Annotated in this window: 14 protein-coding genes; 9 read left to right on the forward strand and 5 right to left on the reverse strand. The window is 70.0% G+C overall.

Annotated features, from left to right (window positions below; genetic code table 11):
- Positions 1-712 precede the first annotated feature (712 nt).
- A complete protein-coding gene (locus tag FVE89_RS18500; RefSeq protein ID WP_160535498.1) occupies positions 713-2,737 on the forward strand; it encodes a M23 family metallopeptidase in 2,025 nt (674 codons plus the stop codon).
- A gap of 10 nt (positions 2,738-2,747) precedes the next feature.
- Here FVE89_RS18500 and gluQRS read toward each other — a convergent pair whose 3' ends face one another.
- From gluQRS to FVE89_RS18515, 3 genes are read right to left on the reverse strand one after another with little or no spacing between them, the layout of a single operon-like run.
- Entirely contained in the window at positions 2,748-3,611 is an 864-nt protein-coding gene (gene gluQRS, locus FVE89_RS18505) for a tRNA glutamyl-Q(34) synthetase GluQRS (protein WP_342389609.1), read from the reverse strand.
- Entirely contained in the window at positions 3,608-3,889 is a 282-nt protein-coding gene (locus FVE89_RS18510; RefSeq protein WP_160535502.1) for a hypothetical protein, read from the reverse strand. Before FVE89_RS18510 ends, gluQRS begins: the two co-directional genes overlap by 4 nt.
- 41 nt (positions 3,890-3,930) lie before the next feature.
- Positions 3,931-5,967, reverse strand: a complete 2,037-nt coding sequence (locus FVE89_RS18515; RefSeq protein WP_160535503.1) for an ATP-binding protein — start codon at positions 5,965-5,967, stop codon at positions 3,931-3,933.
- 181 nt (positions 5,968-6,148) lie between these two features.
- On the opposite strand from FVE89_RS18515, the gene FVE89_RS18520 reads away from it, so the two are divergent.
- Together FVE89_RS18520 and FVE89_RS18525 are read left to right on the forward strand one after the other, a co-directional pair.
- Positions 6,149-7,792: a GMC family oxidoreductase gene (locus tag FVE89_RS18520; protein ID WP_160535505.1), complete on the forward strand. Its 1,644-nt coding sequence runs from the start codon at positions 6,149-6,151 to the stop codon at positions 7,790-7,792.
- A gap of 779 nt (positions 7,793-8,571) precedes the next feature.
- Entirely contained in the window at positions 8,572-9,510 is a 939-nt protein-coding gene (locus FVE89_RS18525; RefSeq protein WP_160535507.1) for a LysR family transcriptional regulator, read from the forward strand.
- A gap of 9 nt (positions 9,511-9,519) precedes the next feature.
- On the opposite strand, the gene FVE89_RS18530 is transcribed toward FVE89_RS18525, so the two are convergent.
- Positions 9,520-11,001, reverse strand: coding sequence for a DUF2252 domain-containing protein (locus FVE89_RS18530; RefSeq protein WP_160535948.1), 1,482 nt, complete (start codon positions 10,999-11,001; stop codon positions 9,520-9,522).
- A 238-nt stretch (positions 11,002-11,239) separates the two neighbouring features.
- On the opposite strand from FVE89_RS18530, the gene FVE89_RS18535 reads away from it, so the two are divergent.
- The 6 genes from FVE89_RS18535 to FVE89_RS18560 all read left to right on the forward strand — a co-directional run bounded on the left by FVE89_RS18535 (position 11,240) and on the right by FVE89_RS18560 (position 19,982).
- The gene (locus FVE89_RS18535; protein ID WP_160535509.1) at positions 11,240-12,892 is read left to right on the forward strand and encodes an acetolactate synthase large subunit; all 1,653 of its coding nucleotides are present in this window, start codon (positions 11,240-11,242) and stop codon (positions 12,890-12,892) included.
- A 43-nt stretch (positions 12,893-12,935) separates the two neighbouring features.
- The gene (locus tag FVE89_RS18540; protein WP_160535510.1) at positions 12,936-14,111 is read left to right on the forward strand and encodes an iron-containing alcohol dehydrogenase; all 1,176 of its coding nucleotides are present in this window, start codon (positions 12,936-12,938) and stop codon (positions 14,109-14,111) included.
- A 178-nt stretch (positions 14,112-14,289) separates the two neighbouring features.
- On the forward strand, positions 14,290-15,120 hold the full coding sequence (locus FVE89_RS18545; RefSeq protein WP_160535512.1) for a poly(R)-hydroxyalkanoic acid synthase subunit PhaE: 831 nt from the start codon (positions 14,290-14,292) through the stop codon (positions 15,118-15,120).
- Positions 15,113-16,243: a class III poly(R)-hydroxyalkanoic acid synthase subunit PhaC gene (gene phaC / locus FVE89_RS18550; RefSeq protein ID WP_160535514.1), complete on the forward strand. Its 1,131-nt coding sequence runs from the start codon at positions 15,113-15,115 to the stop codon at positions 16,241-16,243. The genes FVE89_RS18545 and phaC overlap by 8 nt, the downstream gene beginning before the upstream one ends.
- Positions 16,244-16,489: 246 nt before the next feature.
- The gene (locus FVE89_RS18555) at positions 16,490-18,517 is read left to right on the forward strand and encodes an acyl CoA:acetate/3-ketoacid CoA transferase (protein WP_160535516.1); all 2,028 of its coding nucleotides are present in this window, start codon (positions 16,490-16,492) and stop codon (positions 18,515-18,517) included.
- Positions 18,510-19,982, forward strand: coding sequence for an NAD-dependent succinate-semialdehyde dehydrogenase (locus FVE89_RS18560; RefSeq protein WP_160535517.1), 1,473 nt, complete (start codon positions 18,510-18,512; stop codon positions 19,980-19,982). The genes FVE89_RS18555 and FVE89_RS18560 overlap by 8 nt, the downstream gene beginning before the upstream one ends.
- A 380-nt stretch (positions 19,983-20,362) precedes the next feature.
- Here the strand turns inward: FVE89_RS18560 and FVE89_RS18565 are convergent, their stop codons facing one another.
- The gene (locus tag FVE89_RS18565; RefSeq protein WP_160535519.1) at positions 20,363-20,647 is read right to left on the reverse strand and encodes a hypothetical protein; all 285 of its coding nucleotides are present in this window, start codon (positions 20,645-20,647) and stop codon (positions 20,363-20,365) included.
- Positions 20,648-20,700: the final 53 nt, after the last annotated feature.

Raw genomic sequence — 20,700 nt, forward strand, 5'->3', positions numbered from 1 at the left:
CCCAACGCTTCACAGCGCCAAAATACCCGTCGGTGAGCTCAAAAGAGAAACGACAGATCAGCACAAGTCTACTCACGCCAGGTCTCTCGACCCGGCCGCAAGGACAAACGCCGCCCGCGTCTCCCTTCCTCAATCACAACTTGTCAAAGAACGCCTCAGTCGCCCGAGGCTTGCGCCGGCAACAGATCATCCCGGCTTGCGCCTGAACCGACCCTTGCTCGACTGGAGGAACCGTGATACCGGACCGACCATTCGGTGGTCCGCCTCAGCGGTGGAGGGCGTCTAAAGCCCGCCGATCCCCCTGTCAACCCCGCCCCGGAACCGCCGAAGCGACCCGTCCGCGGAGCCGGCCTCAAACGACAAACAGACGATCGCCCGGCTACCCAGCCGGCCAATCCCGCTGCTTGTCAGAAGATGCCTCAGCGCCCGGTCCACTCTCGCGGCCGGCGCCGATGAACCGGGGTATACGGACCCGACTGATCCGCGTCAACTGCCTTTTTGCGGATTGTCGGTCGCACCCATCGCGCGCCGAACCGGCACCGTTTTTCCCAGGGCGCCTTGCCGTGGAATGGCGCGCGCCTCAATCTCGACATGCTGCGTCGTGAGATGGACGCGCCGGCCGCGCATACCGTTTCCGGTCCGGCAGAGCCCGGCTCGGATCCTCGGATCCCGCCCGGCGCGCCGTACGCCATCGTCTTCTCAGGGCCTGCGAGTGAAGCGCCAGCGACTCAAGATCGGCGATGTGGCCGCCTTCTCCGGGCGTGGATTCCAGGCGCCGCTCGATCAGCTCGGCTCGACCGCGACTCAGATCGACCGACGCGCGGTCAACCTGCGCTGGCTCTGCGCCAGCACCTTGACCGGCCTGACCGGGGCCGCGCTCATCGCGGCGGCCCTGCATGTCTCCCTTCAGGGGGACGCCTCCTTCGCGGCCATCCCGGAGCGCGCCACCGTCGTGCCTCGGCCGCAGCCGAGCGAGAGAGGGGCCAATCTCGCCCGCAAGGGCGACCGGCTGGTGCGCAACCTGATGATCGCCTCGGCCAAACAGAGCTTCCGGGCCCCGGTGACGGTCAGGCTGGGGGATCGCGAGATCATCAAGGCGAAGGCCTTCGTGCGCCTCACCACGCCGCTGTCGATGACGACCGGCGTCTATGCGGGCGAACCGCCGCGCTTCGATCCCATGAAGTTCGTGTCCGACGAGCCCCCCGAGCGCGCGCCCGATGCCGCTGCCGACGCGCCGGGCGCTGAGGTTACCGTCGTCAAACGCGACCTCACGGATGTCGCCGACGCCGCCACTGCACCCGCGCTCACCGACGACGACGTCACGGCGCAGGTCGAGGAGGAGCGCCGCATCGCCGCCGAGGCGGGCCGCCGGGCCGCGATCCCGATCGCGCCGCAGATCATGCTGTCGCGGACCCTCCAGCAGGGCGCCGCGGCCGATGGGGATGCGGCCGCGCCGAAGGAGGCCAATCCGTTCAAGTCCATCGAAGTGCTCGTCGTCCCGGAGAACGTCACCAAGGTCGCCAAGGTCGAGCTGAAGCCCAACGAGACGCCGCTCGTGGAAGAGCGCGATCTCGCGCTCAAGCGCGGCGAGTCCCTCGAGAGCACGCTCAAGGCCACCGGCTTCGCCGGTGACGACGCGATCCGCGGCATCGTGGCGGCGCTCGGCGGCAAGGCGCGTACCGCCGCCCTCAATGAGGGCCAGCCGATGCGCGTGCAGATCGCGCCCGGCCCCCGTCCCGGTGACCCGCGTCAGGTCACCCGCGTGGTGCTCTACGGCGAGGCCGGTATCGAGGGGATCGCCGCCTTGAACGACCGGGGCGCCTTCGTCTCGGTGGCGCCCCCCGCCGAGGAGGCCCCCTCCCCCAAGCCGCCGCCCCAGGCCGAGGCCGGCGACGACGAGGATGCCGATTCGGGCTCGGGGCCGCGCCTGTATCAGAGCCTCTACGAGACCGCCGCGCGCCACGGTCTGCCCCGGGCCACCGTCGAGGACCTCGTCCGGGTGTTCAGCTACGACCTCGATTTCCAGCGCCGCATCGTCAGCGGCGACGACATCGATGTGTTCTACAGCTACGACGACGACGCCAATGCCGACCGTCCGGATCTTCTCTATGCGGCGTTCACCCTCGGCGGCGACACCCATAAGGTCTACCGCTTCCAGTCCCCCGACGACGGCACGATCGATTACCTCGACGAGCAGGGACGGTCACTCAAGAAGTTCCTTCTGCGCAAGGCGATCGCTGACGGGATCATGCGCTCGGGCTTCGGCTATCGCCGTCATCCGATCCTGGGCTACGCGCGGCTCCATACCGGCGTCGACTGGGCCAATCCGATCGGCACGCCGATCATGGCCACGGGCAACGGCGTGGTCATCCGGGCCGAGATGACCTCCGGCGGTTACGGCAACCGCGTCGAGATCCAGCACATCAACGGCTACGTGACGACCTACAATCACATGCAGCGGTTCGGCCGCGGCATCCGGGAGGGCGTCAAGGTCCGGCAGGGCCAGATCATCGGCTATCTCGGCTCCACGGGGCTGTCGACCGGACCGCACCTCCACTACGAGGTGATCATCAACGGCCACTTCGTCGATCCGATGAAGATCCGCGTTCCCCGCGGCCGCGAACTCGACGGGCGCCTGCTGGCCGAATTCAAGCGGCAGCGCGAGCAGATCGACGCGACCATGCTGAAGTCGAAGAGCGCCACGGCGCTCGCTCAGCGCGACGCGATCGTGCGCTGAGGCCGGGCCGTCAGCCGAAGCCGAGCTGCGCGCGGATCTGGGCCGGCGTAATGCCGGATTCCCGGAGATCGGCGAGCGATTGCGAGCCCCGCGACTTGGCGAGTTTCTCGCCCGTGGCGTCGAGGAGCAGCGGGTGGTGCCGGTAGAGCGGCGTGGGCAGTCCGAGCAGCGCCTGCAGGAGCACGTGGAGGTCGGTGGCCGCCTCCAGGTCGCGGCCGCGGACCACATGGGTGATCCCCTCCCCCGCGTCGTCGGACACCACGGAGAGATGATAGCTCGTCGGGACGTCGCGGCGGGCGATCACCGCGTCGCCCCAGCGAGCGGGATCGGCGGCGATCCACCGCTCGCCGGTTTCGTCGAAGGCGATGTAGCCGTGATCCGGCCCGGCGCAGCGGAGCGCGGCTGCCATGTCGAGGCGCCACGTGTGCGGCTCGCCCCGGGCGAGGTTTTCGGAGACGCGGGCGGGGTCGAGGCTCCGGCAGGTGCCGGGATAGAGAGGCACGCCGTCCGGATCGCACGCGGTCCCGCCGCCTGACTCCACGCGGGCCCGGATCTGACCCCGCGAGCAGAAGCACGGATAGGCGAGCCCCCGATCGATCAGGCCGTCGCGGACCGCGCGATACGCCGCCATGTGTTCGGATTGGCGCCGGACGGGTTCGGGATAGCGCAGCCCGAGCCAGGCGAGATCCGCGACGATCGCCTCGATCAGCGCCGGCTTCGAGCGCTGCGGGTCGATATCCTCGATCCGCAGGCGGCAGATCCCGCCCATCCTTTCGGCGAGATCGGCGTTCAGCAGCGCCGAATAGGCGTGGCCGAGATGGAGACGTCCGTTCGGGCTCGGCGCGAAGCGGAGGACCGGGGCGCCCGCGCTCACCCGTCGGCGCGGCGCAGGCAGTGCGGCGCGGCGGGCTGGCAGGCGATGCCCGGGAGCGAGCAGGCCGGCCCCTCGGGAAGGCGCTGACAGACCTGACAGCCGTCGGTCCATTCGAGACAGGCCGGATCCTCGGCGACGGAGCGCGCCGGTGCCGGATGACGGGCCGGAAGAAGCGCGCCGAGCAGAACCGTTCCGACGACGAGGGCCGCGATGCCCCAGGCGGCGAGCGCGCCGCTCGACGCGCGCGGTTCGGGCGATGGATGCGTGGCTGCCGACATGGAATCCTGTTGGCGTGGGAGGGGCTGGCCTGTCAACGCGCTCACGCCGCCCGCGCCGTGCGGCGCTCCAGCAGGGCCGGAAGGAGCTTCAGGTTGAGCGGCTTGGCCAGGAACCCGTCGAACCCGGCGGCCCGGGCGGCGGCCTCGTCCTCGCGGCCGACATTGGCGGTGAGCGCGACCAGATGGAGCCGGCCGGTGCCGGCCGATTCGGCGGCGCGGATCCGGCGGGCCGTCTCGTGTCCGTCGAGGCGCGGCATGCGCACGTCGATCAGGGCGAGATCGAACGGGCCGTTCGTGTCGAGCTGTTCCAGCGCCGCGATCCCGTCGACCGCGTGGACCACCTCGGCACCGAGGCGCTCCAGGGCGCGGGTCGCCAGCAGGGCGTTGATCGGGTTGTCCTCGGCCAGCAGGACGCGCATCCCGACGCCTGCTTGCGGTGTTGCGGCCGGCGGGGCGGCCTGGATCTCGGCCGGATTTGGTGGCGCCAGCAGGCGCTCGATCAGGGACCGCTCGCGGACGGGCTTGATCAGGTATCCGTCGAAACCCGCCGCGCCCGGTGCGCCGAAGCCCCGCCGGTCGAAGGGCGAGAGCAGCACGAGGCTGCAGCCCACGCCGCAGGCGCGGGCCGCATCGGCGAGCTGCCGCACGGCGGCGTCACCGAGCGCACGATCGGCCAGCATGCCGTCGAAGGCGGCGCCCGACAGGGCGTCGAGGCCGGATTCCAGCGTGTCCACGATCACCGTGGCCGCGCCGGCCCGGGACAGGCATCGGGCGAGATAGGGCGCCTGAAACGGCGAATCGGCCACGATCAGGCAGCGCTGCCCATCGAGGCGCGGCAGCGGATCGGGACCCGATGACGCGATCGCCTCGACCTCCGGCAGCGGCAGCAGCACCCGGAAGGTCGTGCCCCGCCCGACCTGCGAGGCCGCCTCGATCCGGCCGCCCATCCGGGACACGAGGCGCCGGGTGATGGCGAGGCCGAGCCCCGTGCCCTCGTGGCTGCGGCTCGCGCTGCCATCCCCCTGCTCGAACTCCTCGAACAGGATCGGCAGACGCTCCTCCGGGATCCCCGGGCCGGTATCGGCGACGGCGAGAACCACCTCGCCGGGCCCGGTCTCGGCGCCCGAGAAGGCGAGGCTGACGCCGACCCCGCCCCGCTCCGTGAACTTGATGGCGTTGCCCGCCAGATTGATCAGGATCTGCCGCACCCGGTCGGCATCGCCCAGGAGGCGCGCGGGAAAGCCCTCGGCGACATCCAGGGCGATCTCGATCCCCTTGTCCTGGGCCCGGGGGGCCAGGAGTTCGACCACGCCTTCGGCCACCGACGGCAGGCTGAACGGCTCGGCGGCGAGGTCCAGGCGGCCGGCCTCGATCCGCGAGAAGTCGAGGACGCCGTCGATCAGGCCGAGCAGCGCCTGACCGCTCGTGCGCACCGCCTCGACATAGGTGCGCTGCTCCGGGTTGAGTTCCGTTCCGAGCACGAGGTCGGCCATCCCCAGGATGCCGTTGAGCGGCGTGCGCATCTCGTGGCTCACCGTCGCCAGGAAGCGGGATTTCGCGACGCTCGCCGATTCCGCCCGCTCCAGGGCGGCGTCGCGGCTGCGGATCGCCTCGACCCGGGCGGTCACGTCCCGGCCCGCGCGCAGCCAGTGCATCGCGTCGCCATGCGCCACCGGCATCTCCACGAAGGCGAACCAGCGGACGCGGCCGTCGACCGAGCGGACCTGCGCCTCCATGCGGCGCACCCCGTCCGCGCCGATCTCGACGTCGCTGCGGTCCAGGTATTCCAGATCGATCTGCGCGCCGAGCAATTCGATCGGTTCGCGCCCGAGGAGTTGGGCGTAATCCTCGTTGACATAGGTGATGCGGCCCCGGGCGTCGCGCTGCACGATCACCTCGGTGGTCGCCGCCACGAGGGCACGGTAGCGGTCCTCGCTCTCGCTGATCCGCCACAGGCGGTCGTGCATCCGCTCGGCTTCGCCCTCATCCGACGCGGCCCGCCGCCCGCGCCAGCGATCGGCCGCCAGGGCGGCGGCGACCACGAGCGCCAGAACCAGCGCGATGTCCTCGACGACCATCGATGCCTCCCCGGCAGGAGGCCGGTCCGTCGCAGGATCGCAGCCGAAGCTGAAGGCCGTGTTGGGAAATGCGCTTAACCGGCGGTTGCGGCGGTCGAGCAAGGGAAACGATGCCGCAGCGCGATCCGAACGGCCCGTCGCGAGTTGCCTGCCAGGATAACGGCCCGGACGGAGAGACCGCATGCCCGGTGAGCACTACGACGTCATCATCGTCGGATCCGGCCCCGGAGGCGGGACGATGGCGTGGCGCCTCGCCCAGACCGGCAAGCGCATCCTGCTGATCGAGCGCGGCGACTACCTCCTGCGCGAGCCGCGCAACTGGGACAGCCAGGCGGTGATCGTCGACGGGTACTACCAGGCCAAGGAGACGTGGTACTCCTCGGACGGCAAGAGCTTCCATCCCGGGCTGCATTACTACGTCGGCGGGAACTCGAAATTCTACGGCTCGATCCTCTTCCGCCTCCGCGAGAAGGACTTTTCCGACATTCGCCACGCGGACGGGATCGCGCCGGCCTGGCCGGTCGGCTACGACGAATTCGAGCCCTATTACCAAGCCGCCGAGGAGCTGTTCCACGTCCATGGCCTGCGCGGCGAGGACCCGACCGAGCCCTGGTCGAAGAAGCCCTACGCCCATCCGCCGGTGGCGAACGAGCCGCGGATCCAGGAGCTGTTCGACAACCTGAAGCGGGCCGGCCACCATCCGTTCCACCTGCCGGTGGGCGTGCGCCTCGTGGAGAAGGACGGCCGCGCCATCTCGACCTCGCCCTGCATCAAGTGCGAATCCTTCGACGGCTTCCCCTGCCCGACCAACGGCAAATCCGACGCGCAGACCATGGTGGTCGATCCGGCCCTGCGGGATTGCCCGAACCTGACGCTGCTCACCCGGACCTATATCGAGCGCCTCGTCACCGATCCGGCCGGCCGGACCGTCACCGGCGTGGTCGGGACCCGCGACGACGCGCCCTTCGAGGCCTCGGCCGACCTCGTGGTCGTGGCCTGCGGCGCCCTCTCGTCCGCGCTTCTGATGCTCCGCTCGGCGAGCGACCGGCATCCGACCGGCCTCGCCAACGGCTCCGATCAGGTCGGGCGCAACTACATGCGCCACAACAACTCGACCGTCCTGGCGATCTCGAAGACGCCGAACCCGACCAAGTTCCAGAAGACCCTTGGAGTCAACGACTTCTATTTCGGCGACCCGGATCCGAAGGACGACTGGGATTTCCCGCTCGGCCATATCCAGATGGTCGGCAAGTCCGACGGCGCCCAGATCCACGGCGAGGGCCTGCCCGGCTTCCTGCAATGGTTTCCCAACAAGCCGTTCGACTGGATCGCCAAGCACTCGGTCGATTTCTGGCTGACCTCCGAGGATATCCCGCTCGCGCAGAACCGGATCTTCTACAAGGACGGGAAGGTCCATCTCGACCTCACCGAGACCAACGTGGAGGCGCACAAGCGGCTGCGGCAGAAGCTGCAGGAGATCTGCAGCTTCACCGACATCCACCCGCACCTGTTCGACCGCTCGCTCTACCTCGGCAAGAACGTGCCGATCGGCGGCACGGCCCATCAGGCCGGAACGCTGCGCTTCGGCGACGACCCGGCGACCTCGGTCCTGGACCGGAACTGCAAGGCGCATCAGCTCGACAACCTGTACGTGACGGATGCGAGCTTCTTCCCGTCGATCGGCGCCGTGAACCCGACGCTCACGATCATCGCCAACGCCCTGCGGGTCGCCGACCATCTCGTGGCGCGGATGGGGGCCAAGGACGAGATTCCCGCGCCGCGCCTCTACGACTACACCGAGCCGCGGGAGCCGATGCCGGCGTGATCGGATCCGCGCGTCCGGACATGCGTCATGGTCCCCGCGCGCCTGCGGCGCCGGGGGCATGGCCCAGGAAGCAAACCACACGAGGGACGCGGGACGCCGCGGGAACCCAGGTGGTGACATGACGCGCGGGATCCGGTCCCCGCGGCGTCCCGCGGCATCGACCGGGCGTGGTCCCCGACCGCTGCCGTCTTGTCGTCGCGGTGTCTGTGCGACGGTCCCGACCCTGCGACATCCCGGAAGACGGTCTCGGACGCGGTGACACGCACCGCCGGAACCCGCAAAGGATCGTGGCCTTCCAGCCAGTGCCCGCCTCTTGGTGGGCGGGTCCGCAGGAGACTCAGGGTCGGCCCAGAAGCGGGTCGGCGCGGAGGGCATTTCCTCCCCCCGCCGGGCGAGGCCCGGTGTTTCTCACGCCCGCATCCGAGGCACGCCCCGTATCGGTCCGCCGCCCGGGGCGATGGCGGCTGAGAGCCACCGACGCGGGCACCGCCCTGTCCGGCACGCCCGCCCGGTCAGCCACCGGGCGGACCCCCGAAGAGCGGTGCCGGATCACCCCGAAGGGTCACCCCGGCAGCGCCGCGGACAGGTGGCGGCTAATGAGCACAAAATAGGAACATTGTCAAGGGATGGGCGGCGCCGCGCGCCTCCCTCCCCCGCAAAGGGGGAGGGAGAGCGGCGGTGCCCTTCGTGCGCATCCTCCACCAGGACAAGGATCGCAAGACACCAATCCCGGTGGATCTTGCTATAGCGCGACACGACGCCAACAGACCGATTCGCCCGTGGCCATCGACCATATCGACCTCAGCCGGATCGACCTGAACCTGCTGGTCGCCCTCGACGCGCTCCTCGACGAGCGCAGCGTCACCCGCGCGGCCGCCCGGGTCGGCATCGGCCAGTCGGCGATGAGTTCGAGCCTGGCCCGGCTGCGCCGCCTGTTCGATGACGAACTCCTGACCCGCGCCCCGGACGGGATGCGCCCGACGCCCCGGGCGCTCAAGATCGCCGAGCCCCTGCGCGCCACCCTCCGGCAGGTCCAGGCCCTGGTCCACCGCGAGGAGCGGTTCGATCCGGCGACCGTCGCGCGCAGCTTCACGATCAGCCTGCCCGACAGCGTCGAGGTGCTGCTCGGGCCCCGCCTCATCGCGCAGCTGCGCCGGGAGGCGCCCGGGATCCGGCTGCTGCTGCGCTCGGTCGAGCGGTCGCGGATCCTCGACGAGCTCGACGCCGACCAAGTGGACATCGCCATCGGGTTGTTCTCGGAGGGACAGATCCACCACAAGCAGCGGCTGCTCTATCGCGACAGCTACGTCGTGCTGTTCAACGCCGAGCTGATCGGCCTGGAGCCGCCGATCGGCCTCGACGATTATCTGCGCTTCCCCCACGTCCTGACCTCCCTGAAGGAGACCGCCCACGGGGTGGTGGACGACGCGCTCGCGCTGATCGGCCGGTCGCGGACGCTCGCGGTGACCACGCCGCGCTTCCTGGTCGTTCCCTTCCTGGTGCGCGCCGCGCCGGTGATCGCCACGATGCATGCGCGGCTCGCCACCTCCTTCGCCAACGCGCTGGCGCTGAGTGTCAGCCCGGTCCCGGTGGCGCTGGAGGATGTCGCCGTCTCGATGCTCTGGCACGCCTCCTACGACAACGACCCGGCCCATCGCTGGCTGCGGGACCTGCTGGTGCGGCTGGCCCACGAGCCGCCGCCGCCCGGCATCATCTGACCACCCACCTCACAGGCACGGATCCGCTGCGGCCTCCAGCCGGCCGCTGGCGATCGCGGCGCGGAAGAGATCGAAATCGGCGGCGTTGCGCTCCGCATAGGCCGCCGCCCAGTCGGCGATGGCGCTGCCGAGATGGTCGTTCTTGCCGCTGCCGCAATAGCCGGTGATCGCCGCCGCGTCGCCGGTGCGGGCATGGGCGCGGGCGAGCAGCGTCCCGTAGGCGTACGAGAAGGTCAGGAGCGAGGCGCCCGACATCCGGGCCAGCGGGATCGCGCCCTTCAGGTTCTTCATCTGGCGCACGTAGAACGGGCGGCCCGCGATGCTGGTCCAGCCGAGCAGCGGATCGCCCACCGCCTGGAGCAGGCGCTGGCCGTAGATCACCCGCTCGCCCTCGTGCCCGGCGTAAGGATCGGGCATCCCCGGGAGATACGGCGCGTGGGCCGGGCGGACCGCCTCCTTGACCTGGAGGAAGAGCGCGTCCGCGTCGGAATTGCCGAACAGCAGCGCGAGATAGGCCCGGGTCCCGACGCTGCCCACGCCCACGACCCGGTGGGCCACGTCCACCACGTGGTAGCGGTCGAGCATGAAGCGGCGCTCGCGCGGGAGGGTCTCGGCGTAGCGCTCCAGCCCGGTGACGACGCCCTCCCGCGTGGCCTCGTCCACCGGCGTCAGGATCGGCGCGTCCGTCTTGAGGCGCCAGCTTCCGTCGGTGCGCCGCTCGGCCACCTGCGACAGCAGGCTCCGGTTGTTCCGCCGCCGGGCCTTGTCCACCGCCCGCCGGACCACGGCCCGGGCCTCGGCATCGAGCCGCAGGCTGGAGATATGCGGCGTGTCGACCCGCGTGGTCTGGTACCAGACGTCGAGCGAGCCCTGGGGCGCCAGCCGCCGCATCGTCTGCTGATAGCCGCAGACCGCCTCCATCACGGCCTCGCGGGACATGCGCGCGGATGCGCCGGCCTCCGCGGTCGCCACCGCGAGGCCGGCCGCGAGGCGCTTCAGGTCCCATTCCCACGGGCCGATCGTCACCTCGTCGAAATCGTTGAGGTCGAGGACGATGTCCTGCTGGGGCGTGCCGAACAGGCCGAAATTGTCGGTGTGGGCATCGCCGTTCATCACCACGTCGATGCCGCTGCGCGGCCCGCGCGACAGGTCCCAGGCCATGACATGCGCGGCCCCCCGCAGGAACGCGAAGGGCGAGGTCGCCATCCGCGCGACCCGCAGCGGGATCAGGTGGGGCTGGCGCCCCTCATGGGCCGCCTCGATCAGGGCGATCGGATCGGGCCGGTCCGGATCGGCCGCGAAGGTCCCCTGGCCCGCATGGGGAATCGCCTCCCGGAGCTTCTTCCCGGCATGGCGGCGCTTGTCCCACGATTCGACGCCCGCCCGCAGATCGATGCGCGGGAAATCCGCGATCGGCGTCAGCACCGGATCCGCGTCCGGCCGGGTCGACCCGGAGGCTTCGTCCGCCGCCGGATCCTGCTCGATGACCATCCGTTCCATGAATTCAAACGTCCCCGATCCCACGACAACCTTGACCGTGCCGCCACGTTCCGCGGTGCGGCAAGTCCTGCGGGGATATCGTGCAGAATACCATTGCGCCGCCTCTGTGACTGTTCGGGTGCGGACCGGCCTTGACCACTTCCGATAGCGGCCCTCTAACCAGCCGACGCGCCGTCAGGACGTCCTTCGCCGAGCGACGCGGGTACGCCGCGCATCAGCGAGACTCCGCATGCCCAAGGGTTCAGATCTCCTCGTCGCAGCCCTCGAGAATGAAGGTGTCGACCGCATCTTCGGCATTCCCGGCGAGGAGAATCTCGACGTCGTCGAATCCCTGCGCAACTCCAGGATCGAGCTGGTCCTGACCCGCCACGAGCAGGCGGCGAGCTTCATGGCGGCGACCCACGGGCGCCTCACCGGCAAGCCCGGCGTCTGCCTCTCGACGCTGGGTCCCGGCGCCCTGAACTTCTCCACCGGCGCGGCCTACGCGCATCTCGGCGCGATGCCGATGATCATCATCACCGGCCAGAAGGGCATCCTGTCCTCCCGGCAGGCGAAGTTCCAGATCGTCGACGTGATCTCGTCGATGAAGCCGATCACCAAGATGGCGCGCCAGATCGTCTCGGCCTCCTCGATCCCGACCATCGTGCGCGACGCCTTCCGGGTCGCCACCGAGGAACGGCCCGGCCCGGTCCTTCTGGAACTGCCGGAGGACATCGCCTCGGAAGAAGCCGAGGCCGACCTCGTACCCTCGCACCCGATCGATATCCCGGTCGCCCACCCGGCCGCCATCGAGCGCGCCGCCGCCATGATCCTGCAGGCCAAGCGCCCGCTGGTCATGCTGGGCGCCGCCGCGAGCCGCCCCCGGGCCACGGGCGAACTCGGCGGCTTCGTGCAGCGCACGCAGATCCCGTTCTTCACCACCCAGATGGGCAAGGGCACGGTGGCGAGCGGCACCAACCTCTACATGGGCACGGCGGCGCTCTCGGAGCGCGACTACGTCCACGAGGCGATCGACCGGGCCGACCTGATCATCGCCATCGGCCACGACACGGTGGAGAAGCCGCCCTTCTTCATGGGCCAGCCGGACCAGAAGGTCATCCACATCGGCTACATGCCGGCCAATGTCGAGCAGGTCTACTATCCCGATGCCGAGGTGGTGGGCGATCTCGGGCCGACCCTGAAGCTGCTGGCCGAGAAGCTGGAGGGCAAGCTCCCGAACGCGGGCGCGCTGCTGCCCCTGCGCGAGCACATCCTCAACCGGGTCGGCGACCGGGCGGGCGAGGACCGCTTCCCGGTCACGCCGCAGCGCCTGGTGCGCGACGTGCGCCGGGTGATCCCCGAGGACGGGATCGTCTGCCTCGACAACGGGATGTACAAGATCTGGTTCGCCCGGAACTACCGGACCTACGTGGCCAACACGCTGCTCCTCGACAACGCGCTCGCCACGATGGGCGCCGGCCTGCCCTCGGCCATGATGGCGGCGATGCTCTACCCGAACCGGCGCGTGATGGCGGTGTGCGGCGACGGCGGCTTCATGATGAACAGCCAGGAGCTGGAGACCGCCGTGCGGTTGAAGCTCAACCTCGTGGTGCTGGTGCTCGACGACTCGGCCTACGGGATGATCCGCTGGAAGCAGGCGGTCGACAAGTTCGCCGATTACGGCATGACCTTCAACAACCCGGACTTCGTGCTCTACGCCAAGTCCTACGGCGCCACCGGCCACCGGGTGGAATCGGTCAACGACCTCGTGCCGACGCTCGACCGGGCCTTCGCGGCGGGCGGCGTGCATCTCGTGGCGGTGCCGATCGACTATTCCGAGAACACCCGCGTGCTGGTCGACGAGCTGCGCGCCAAGGTGAAGGATTTCGAGCCCGCCGAGTGAGTTCGGCGTCGCAATCGGGTCGGGACCAAGACAGGGCAGCGCGATGAACCCGTTCACCTTCCAGACCACGCCGAACGTGCTGTTCGAGGCCGGCGCCTCCAGCAAGCTGCCCGAGATCGTCGGCAGTTTCGGGGCCAAGCGCGTCCTGCTGGTCACCGACAGGGGCGTGCGCGGCGCCGGGCTGACCCGGGCCGCCGAGACGGCGCTCAAGGCCGCCGGCCTCACCCTCGACGTCTACGAGGACGTGGTCGCCGACCCGCCCTCCACGGTGATCGAGGCGGCGGCCAAGCGCGCCCGGGAGCTCGGGACCGACCTCGTCCTGTCGATCGGCGGCGGCTCGGCGCTCGATACCGCCAAGCTGGTCGCCTACCTGGTCAAGTCCGACGAGCCGTTGGATTCGATCTACGGCGTCGGCCTCGCCAAGGGCGACCGCCTGCCGCTGATCCTCGTGCCGACCACGGCCGGCACCGGCTCGGAGGTGACGCCGATCTCGATCGTCACCACGCCGACCACCGAGAAGAAGGGCGTCGTCGCGCCGAAGCTGCTGCCGGACTGGGCGGTGCTCGACCCGGAGTTGACGCTGGGCCTGCCGTCGCACGTCACGGCGGCGACCGGCATCGACGCCATGGTCCACGCGATCGAGGCCTTCACCAGCAAGAACAGGAAGAACCCGATCTCCGACCAGCTCGCCAAGCAGGCTTTGGCCTTGCTCTCGGCCAACATCCGCACGGCCTGCACGGACGGCAAGAATCTGGAGGCGCGCTCCGGCATGCTGCTCGGCTCGATGCTGGCCGGCATGGCCTTCGCCAACGCGCCGGTGGCGGCGGTCCACGCCCTCGCCTATCCGGTCGGCGCGATCTTCCACGTGCCGCACGGGCTCTCGAACGCCCTGGTGCTGATGGGGGTGATGCGCTTCAACCTCTCGCACGCGGAGGCGCTCTACGCGGAACTCGCGCCGATCCTCGATCCCGCGGCCGCCGATCTGCCTCAGCCCGAGGCCGCCAAGCGCTTCGTCGACAGCCTCGACGCGATCTGCCGCGACTGCAAGGTGCCGGCCTCGCTGGCCGAGGTCGGGGTCGGCCGGCAGGATCTGGAGCGGATGGCCTCCGACGCGATGAAGCAGACCCGGCTCCTCGTGAACAACCCGCGCGAGCTCACCTATGACGACGCCTTCCGGATCTACGCCGAGGCGCTCGGGGAGGCGCGGCCGGCGGCGTGAACCATCGCTCGACCCGAGACGTCCCACCCTCCCCCCTCATCCTGAGGCCTCCGCTTCGCTGCGGCATCTCAGGATGAGGGGTTTGGGTTGGAGACCCGGGGGCTCGCGGTCGGGTCGGTGAGCTGACGACAGGCTTCGCGGTCGCGCGGAGCCCAACAAGGCCGGGAGAAACGCCAGCATGGACCAGTTCGACGCGTTCCGGGCGATGGGCGAGTTCTGGACGCGGGCGGCCGCGGGCTTCCTCGCACCCGGCTTCGGGAGAACCACGCCCGCCTTCGGCTGGTCGGACTTTCAGAGCCCCGATCTCGCCGGGCTCGCCGCCGCGCAGGCCAAGCTGACCGAGGCCTGGAATGCCGCGACCGCCCTGTCGCAGGCCCTGACCAAGTCGCTCCAGGGCGGCCCCGACGCGCCGGACCCGACCGCCGGGGCGGTGCTCGCCCGGATCTTCGATCCGCAGGCCTGGCTCGGCGGCACAGCCGAGTTCGATGCCGCGCTGACCCGCATGGCCGAGGGGCCGCAACTCGCCGACCTGTGGCAGACCGAGCGGCGCTACGCCGCCCTGTTCACCGCCTGGGCGGCGCTCCGGCGGGCGCAGGGCGAGCATCAGGCCGTGATGCTGGAGGCCTGGACGCGCGCGGCCGGGACCTTCGCCCAGGAAGCCAATGCCCGCGCCGAAAACGGCGAGAGTTTCGCCTCCGCCCGCGAGATGATGAGCCGGTGGATCGAGACCGCCAACGCGGTCCTGCTGGAGGTCCAGCGCTCGGAGAAATTTTTGGCCTCGCAGCGGGCCGTGCTGCGCGCCTCCACCGATCTGCGCCTCGCCCAGCAGGATGTGGCGGCTTTCCTGTCCGAGTTCTACGGCCAGCCGACCCGGGCCGAGCTCGACGACGTGCACAAGAGCCTGACCGAGCTGCGCCGGGAGGTCCGGGCGCTGCGCCGCGAGCGCCGGCAGGCCGGCAGGCTCGCGAAGGCAAGCGGCTCACAGGTCGGGGAGGACGCCCATGGCTGATCAGGAAAGCCCGAAGGGGCCGGCCGCGCCGCTGAACCTCACCCCGGCCGCGTTGCTGGCCGAGGTCGGCACCCTCGGCCGCCGCCTGAGCGCGGGCGCCAAGCTGTTCGCCGATGTCAGCGACGCGGATGTCGAGATCGCCACCACGCCGAAGGATCTGGTCTGGAGCCAGGACAAGGTCAGCCTCTACCGCTATCGGTCGCTCGCCGAGAGCAAGGGCCTGCCGCCGGTGCTGATCGTCTACGGGCTGATCGGCCGCTACACGATGGCCGATCTGCAGGAGGACCGCTCCCTCGTCCGCAACCTGCTGAACCTCGGCCTCGACCTCTACGTGGTCGACTGGGGCAATCCGGGCCGGGCCGACCGCTACGTCACCATCGACGATTACGTGGACGGCTACCTCGCGGAGGCCGTCGCCGTCATCCAGGAGGCGGCCGGACGGGAGAAAGTCAGCCTGCTCGGCATCTGCGAGGGCGGCGTGTTCACCACCTGCTACGCGGCGCTCTACCCCGAGACCGTCAACGCGATGGTGCTGACCATCACGCCGATCGACTTCCACGCCGACACCCGGGAGAACCGGGCCGGCCACGGCTTCATCAACGTCTGGACGCGCTCGCTCACGCCCGAGGACATCGACCGGCTGATCGAGGCTCAGGGGTCGCTGCCCGGGGCCTTCATGGGCTCGGTGTTCTCGATGATGACGCCGATGCGCACCATGACGAAGTACAACCTCGACCTGCTCGACGCCCTCGACGACAAGAAGAAGTTTTTGAATTTCCTCCGCATGGAGAAGTGGATCGCGGACCGGCCGGATCATCCCGGCGAGGCGGCCAAGCAGTGGCTGAAGGATCTCTACCAGGACAACAAGCTGGTCCAGAGCGCCTTCGTGCTCGGCGGCCGGCGGGTGGATCTGAAGGCCGTCACCTGCCCGGTGCTGAACGTGTTCGCGCAGGACGACCACATCATCCCGCCCGCCACCTCGCAGGCGCTGAGGGATAAGATCGGGACGAGCGATTACACCGAGATGGGCCTGCCCGGGGGGCATGTCGGCGTGTTCGTCGGCGGCAAGGCGCAGAAGTTGCTGGGCTCGGGCATCGCCGACTGGCTCGGCCAGCGGGGGTAGGATGATCTCGCGACGGTTTTCGACGAGCGCGACACCCCTCCCCTCCCCCCTTTGCGGGGGAGGGTGGCCCCTGCGTCAGCAGGGGTCGGGAGAGGGGAGCGCGGCTTCCGGAAAGGACGCGACCTTCATGAAGGCAAGCGCGCTTTTCTGCACCGTCGTTCCCCTCTCCCGCCCCCCTGCGGGGGCCACCCTCCCCCGCAGAGGGGGGAGGGAAAGGCGCGCGGTGCGGCCGCCGAGGATCACCCCATGGCCAGCCTGAAGAACAAGATCGTCAGCGCCGACGAGGCCGCCGCCATCCTGCAGGACGGCGACATGGTCGCGGTCTCCGGCTTCGTCGGCATCGGCACGCCCGACGAGCTGATCCTCGCGCTCGCCCGCCGTTTCGAATCCGGCAGCGGCCCGCACGGGATCGGCCTGATGTTCGCCGCCGCCCCCGGCGACGGCAAGGAACGCGGCCTCAACCGCCTCGCGATCCCGGGTCTCGTCAAGCGCGTCGTCGGCGGCCATTGGGCGCTGGTGCCGAAGCTCGGCGCCCTGGCGGTCGAGGGCCAGATCGAGGCCTACAACCTGCCGCTCGGCGTCGTCTCGCACCTCTACCGGGAGATCGCCGCCCACACGCCGGGCCACATCACCAGGGTGGGCCTGCGCACCTTCGTGGATCCGCGGCTCGAAGGCGGCAAGCTCAACGCCGTCACCCAGGAAGACCTCGTCAGCGTGGTCGAGCTCGGCGGCGAATCCTGGCTCCACTACAAGGCGTTCCCGGTCAACGTCGCGCTGATCCGCGGCACCACGGCCGATCCCGCCGGCAACATCACCATGGAGCGCGAGGCGCTGACGCTGGACAACCTCGCCGCCGCCATGGCGGCCAAGAACTCGGGCGGCTTCGTGATCGCGCAGGTCGAGCGGCTGGCCGAGGCCGGCTCGCTGAATCCGCGGGAGGTGCAGGTTCCGGGCATCCTGGTCGATTGCGTGGTGCTCAGCCAGCCGGAGAACCACCGCCAGACCTACGGCACGCCCTACAACCACGCCTTCACGGGCCGCCAGCGCGTGCCGCTCGACCGGATTCCGCCGATGGCGCTGGATGCCAGAAAAGTCGTGGCCCGGCGCTGCGCCTTCGAGTTGCCCCCCGGCGGCGTGGTCAATCTCGGCATCGGCATGCCGGAAGGCGTGGCTGCCGTCGCCGCCGAGGAGCGGGTTCTGAAGTACCTCACGCTCACCGCCGAGCCTGGCGTGATCGGCGGCCTGCCGCAGGGCGGGCTCGATTTCGGCGCCGCCCTGAACCCGGCCGCGGTGCTGCACCAGAACCAGCAATTCGACTTCTACGACGGCGGCGGCCTCGACCTCGCCTGCCTCGGCCTCGCCCAGTGCGATGCGGAGGGCAACGTCAACGTCAGCCGCTTCGGCAAGCGGCTCGCGGGCGCGGGCGGCTTCATCAACATCTCGCAGAACGCCAAGAGCCTGGTCTTCGCCGGCACGTTCACGGCGGATGGCCTCAAGGTCGCGGTCGAGGGCGACCGCATCCGCATCCTCAGCGAGGGCCGCTCGCAAAAGTTCATCGCGGCGGTCGAGCAGGTGACCTTTTCGGGGGCCTACGCGGCCGAGCGCGGCCAGCCGGTGCTCTACGTGACCGAGCGCTGCGTCTTCCGCCGGACCCGCGCCGGCATGGAACTCGTGGAGGTCGCGCCGGGCGTCGATATCGAACGCGACATCCTCGGCCAGATGGGTTTCGCGCCGATCGTGCGCGACCCGAAGCCGATGGATCCGCGCCTGTTCCGCGACGCCGTGATGGGGCTGGAGCCGTGGCTGCTCGGCCTCTCCATGGCGGAGCGGATCAGCTACGATCCGGAGCGCAACATCCTGTTCTCGAACCTCGAAGGCTTTCAGGTCCGGACCATCGAGGATGTCGAGCTGGTGCGCCGGGAATACGAGCGCGCCTGCCAGGAGATCGGCCGCAAGGTCGACCTGATCGCCAATTACGACGGGTTCGAGATCGACCCGACGGTGAGCGATGCCTATTTCTCGGCGATCGCCTATCTGGAAAAGCGGTATTACGAGACGGCGTCGCGCTACACGACGAGCGCGTTCCTGCGATTGAAACTCGGCGCCTCGCTGGCGAGCCGCGATCTGGCTCCCCACGTATTCGAGACAAGAGCCGAGGCCCAGGCGAGGAATACGGCCCAGGGCGTGACCCTCAAGCCGCGGGCTGCGATGTCGGAGCCCGAGGGATCGGAGCCAGACCTGCCGCAGCCGCCGAAGGAACCGTTGGATGCCTGAGACCGAGATTCCCACCCTGAAGGATCGCGCCCTGCTGGTCGAGTCCTGCCTCGTCGGCGGCGCCTGGACCAGGGCCGGCTCCGGCAGCATCGACGTCACCAACCCGGCGACCGGTGCGCTGATCGCCCGGGTGCCGAATGCCGGCGCCGAGGAGACGCGGGCTGCGATCCAGGCGGCGCATGCGGCCTATCCGGCGTGGCGCGCCAGGACCGCCAACGAGCGCGCCGTGCTGCTGCGCAAGCTCGCGGCGCTCGTGACCGAGCATCAGGAGGATCTGGCGCAGATCCTCACCGCGGAGCAGGGCAAGTCGCTGACCGAATCCCGCGGCGAGGTCGCCATGTCGGCCGCCTACGTGCTCTGGTTCGCGGAAGAGGCGCGGCGCGTCTACGGCGACGTGATCCCCTCCCCCTGGGGCGACCGCAAGATCCTCGTCACCAAGGAGCCGGTCGGCGTGGTGGCGGCGATCACGCCGTGGAACTTCCCGTCCTCGATGATCGCCCGCAAGATCGCCCCGGCGCTCGCTGCCGGATGCCCGATCGTGATCAAGCCCGCTTCGCAGACCCCGCTCTCGGGGCTGGCCTGGGGCGTGCTGTGCGAGCGCGCGGGCTTCCCGGCCGGAATCGTCTCGATCCTCACCGGCTCGGCCCGGGCCATCGGGGCCGAGATGACCGGCAATCCCTTGGTCAAAAAAATCACGTTCACCGGCTCGACCGAGGTCGGCAAGGTGCTGCTGGAGCAGGCCGCGCACACGGTGAAGAAGGTCTCGATGGAACTCGGCGGCAACGCGCCGTTCATCGTGTTCGACGACGCCGATCTCGACCGGGCGGTGGCCGGCGCGATGCTCGCCAAGTACCGCAATTCCGGCCAGACCTGCATCTGCACCAACCGCTTCCTGGTGCAGGACGGGATTTACGACGCCTTCGCGGAGAAGATGGCCGAGGCCGCCAACCGCCTGAAGGTCGGCAACGGCCTCGAGGAGGGCGTCGCCCAGGGCCCGCTGATCGACATGGCCGCCGTGGAGAAGACCGAGGCGCATATCCGCGACGCCGTCGAGAAGGGCGGCCGGGTGATCGCGGGCGGCCATCGCCATGCGCTGGGCGGCCAGTTCTTCGAGCCGACCGTCATCACTGGCGCGACCCCCGCCATGGCGGTGGCCCGCGAGGAGACGTTCGGGCCGCTGGCGCCGCTGTTCCGCTTCCGCGACGAGGCGGAGGCGATCCGCATGGCCAACGACACGGAGTACGGGCTCGCCTGCTATTTCTACACCCGCGACCTCGGCCGGACTTTCCGGGTGGCCGAGGCGCTGGAATACGGCATGGTCGGGATCAACGAGGGGATCATCACCACCGAGGTGGCGCCCTTCGGCGGCGTGAAGGAATCGGGCCTCGGCCGCGAGGGCTCGTATCAGGGCATCGAGGATTACCTGAACACGAAGTACCTGTGCGTGGGCGGGCTGGGGGCGTAGGGCTCGGCTGGCATGGATCCTGGACCACCTTGGACGGGCATCCCCTCCCCCTTTGCGGGGGAGGGTGGCCCCCGAAGGCGGTCGGGAGAGGGGAGCGACGGTGCAGAACAGGGCTCTGTGCTGCGTGAAGGTTGCGCCCTTTCCTGAACCCGGGTTCCCCTCTCCCGACCCGGCCTGACGGCCGGCCCACCCTCCCCCGCAGAGGGGAGAGAGACGCGGCGGCGTTCGCGCCTGTTCTCTGATCAGGATGTGGGAAACCGCAAGCCCGTGTGCGGAGGGGCTCGGGCGGGGGCGGATCAAGCGCCCCGGTGCCTTCTGCACCACCTCCAACTCCTCCCCACAAGGGGGAGGAGGGAGCGTCGCGCCCCAGCAGCGTAGCCCTACCGCCCGCTCGGCGCCGCGCCGCTGCCGGTGGTGCCGTTGCCCATGCTGCTGCCGGCCGGCGCGCCCGGGGTGCTCACGCGCGGCCCGCCGCTCGTGCCGGGCGCCATGCCGGCACCCGTCGAGCCGGTGCGCTCCATGGCCCCGGATCCGGCGCCGCCCACGGCACCGGACTTGTTGACGTTGCCCCGATCGGCGCCCCCCGTCTGGGGCGCCTGCGCGAGGGCGGCGCCGGACGTGGCGAGCACGAGGGATGTTGCGAGGGCGAGGATCGTTTTCGACATGGGGACTCCTGCATCGGCGTTGCGTCGTCCCAGGCCAACCCCAGGCCCGCGGG

This window comes from Methylobacterium sp. 2A, assembly GCF_009806555.1.
In the GTDB taxonomy this organism is placed as follows: Bacteria; Pseudomonadota; Alphaproteobacteria; order Rhizobiales; family Beijerinckiaceae; genus Methylobacterium.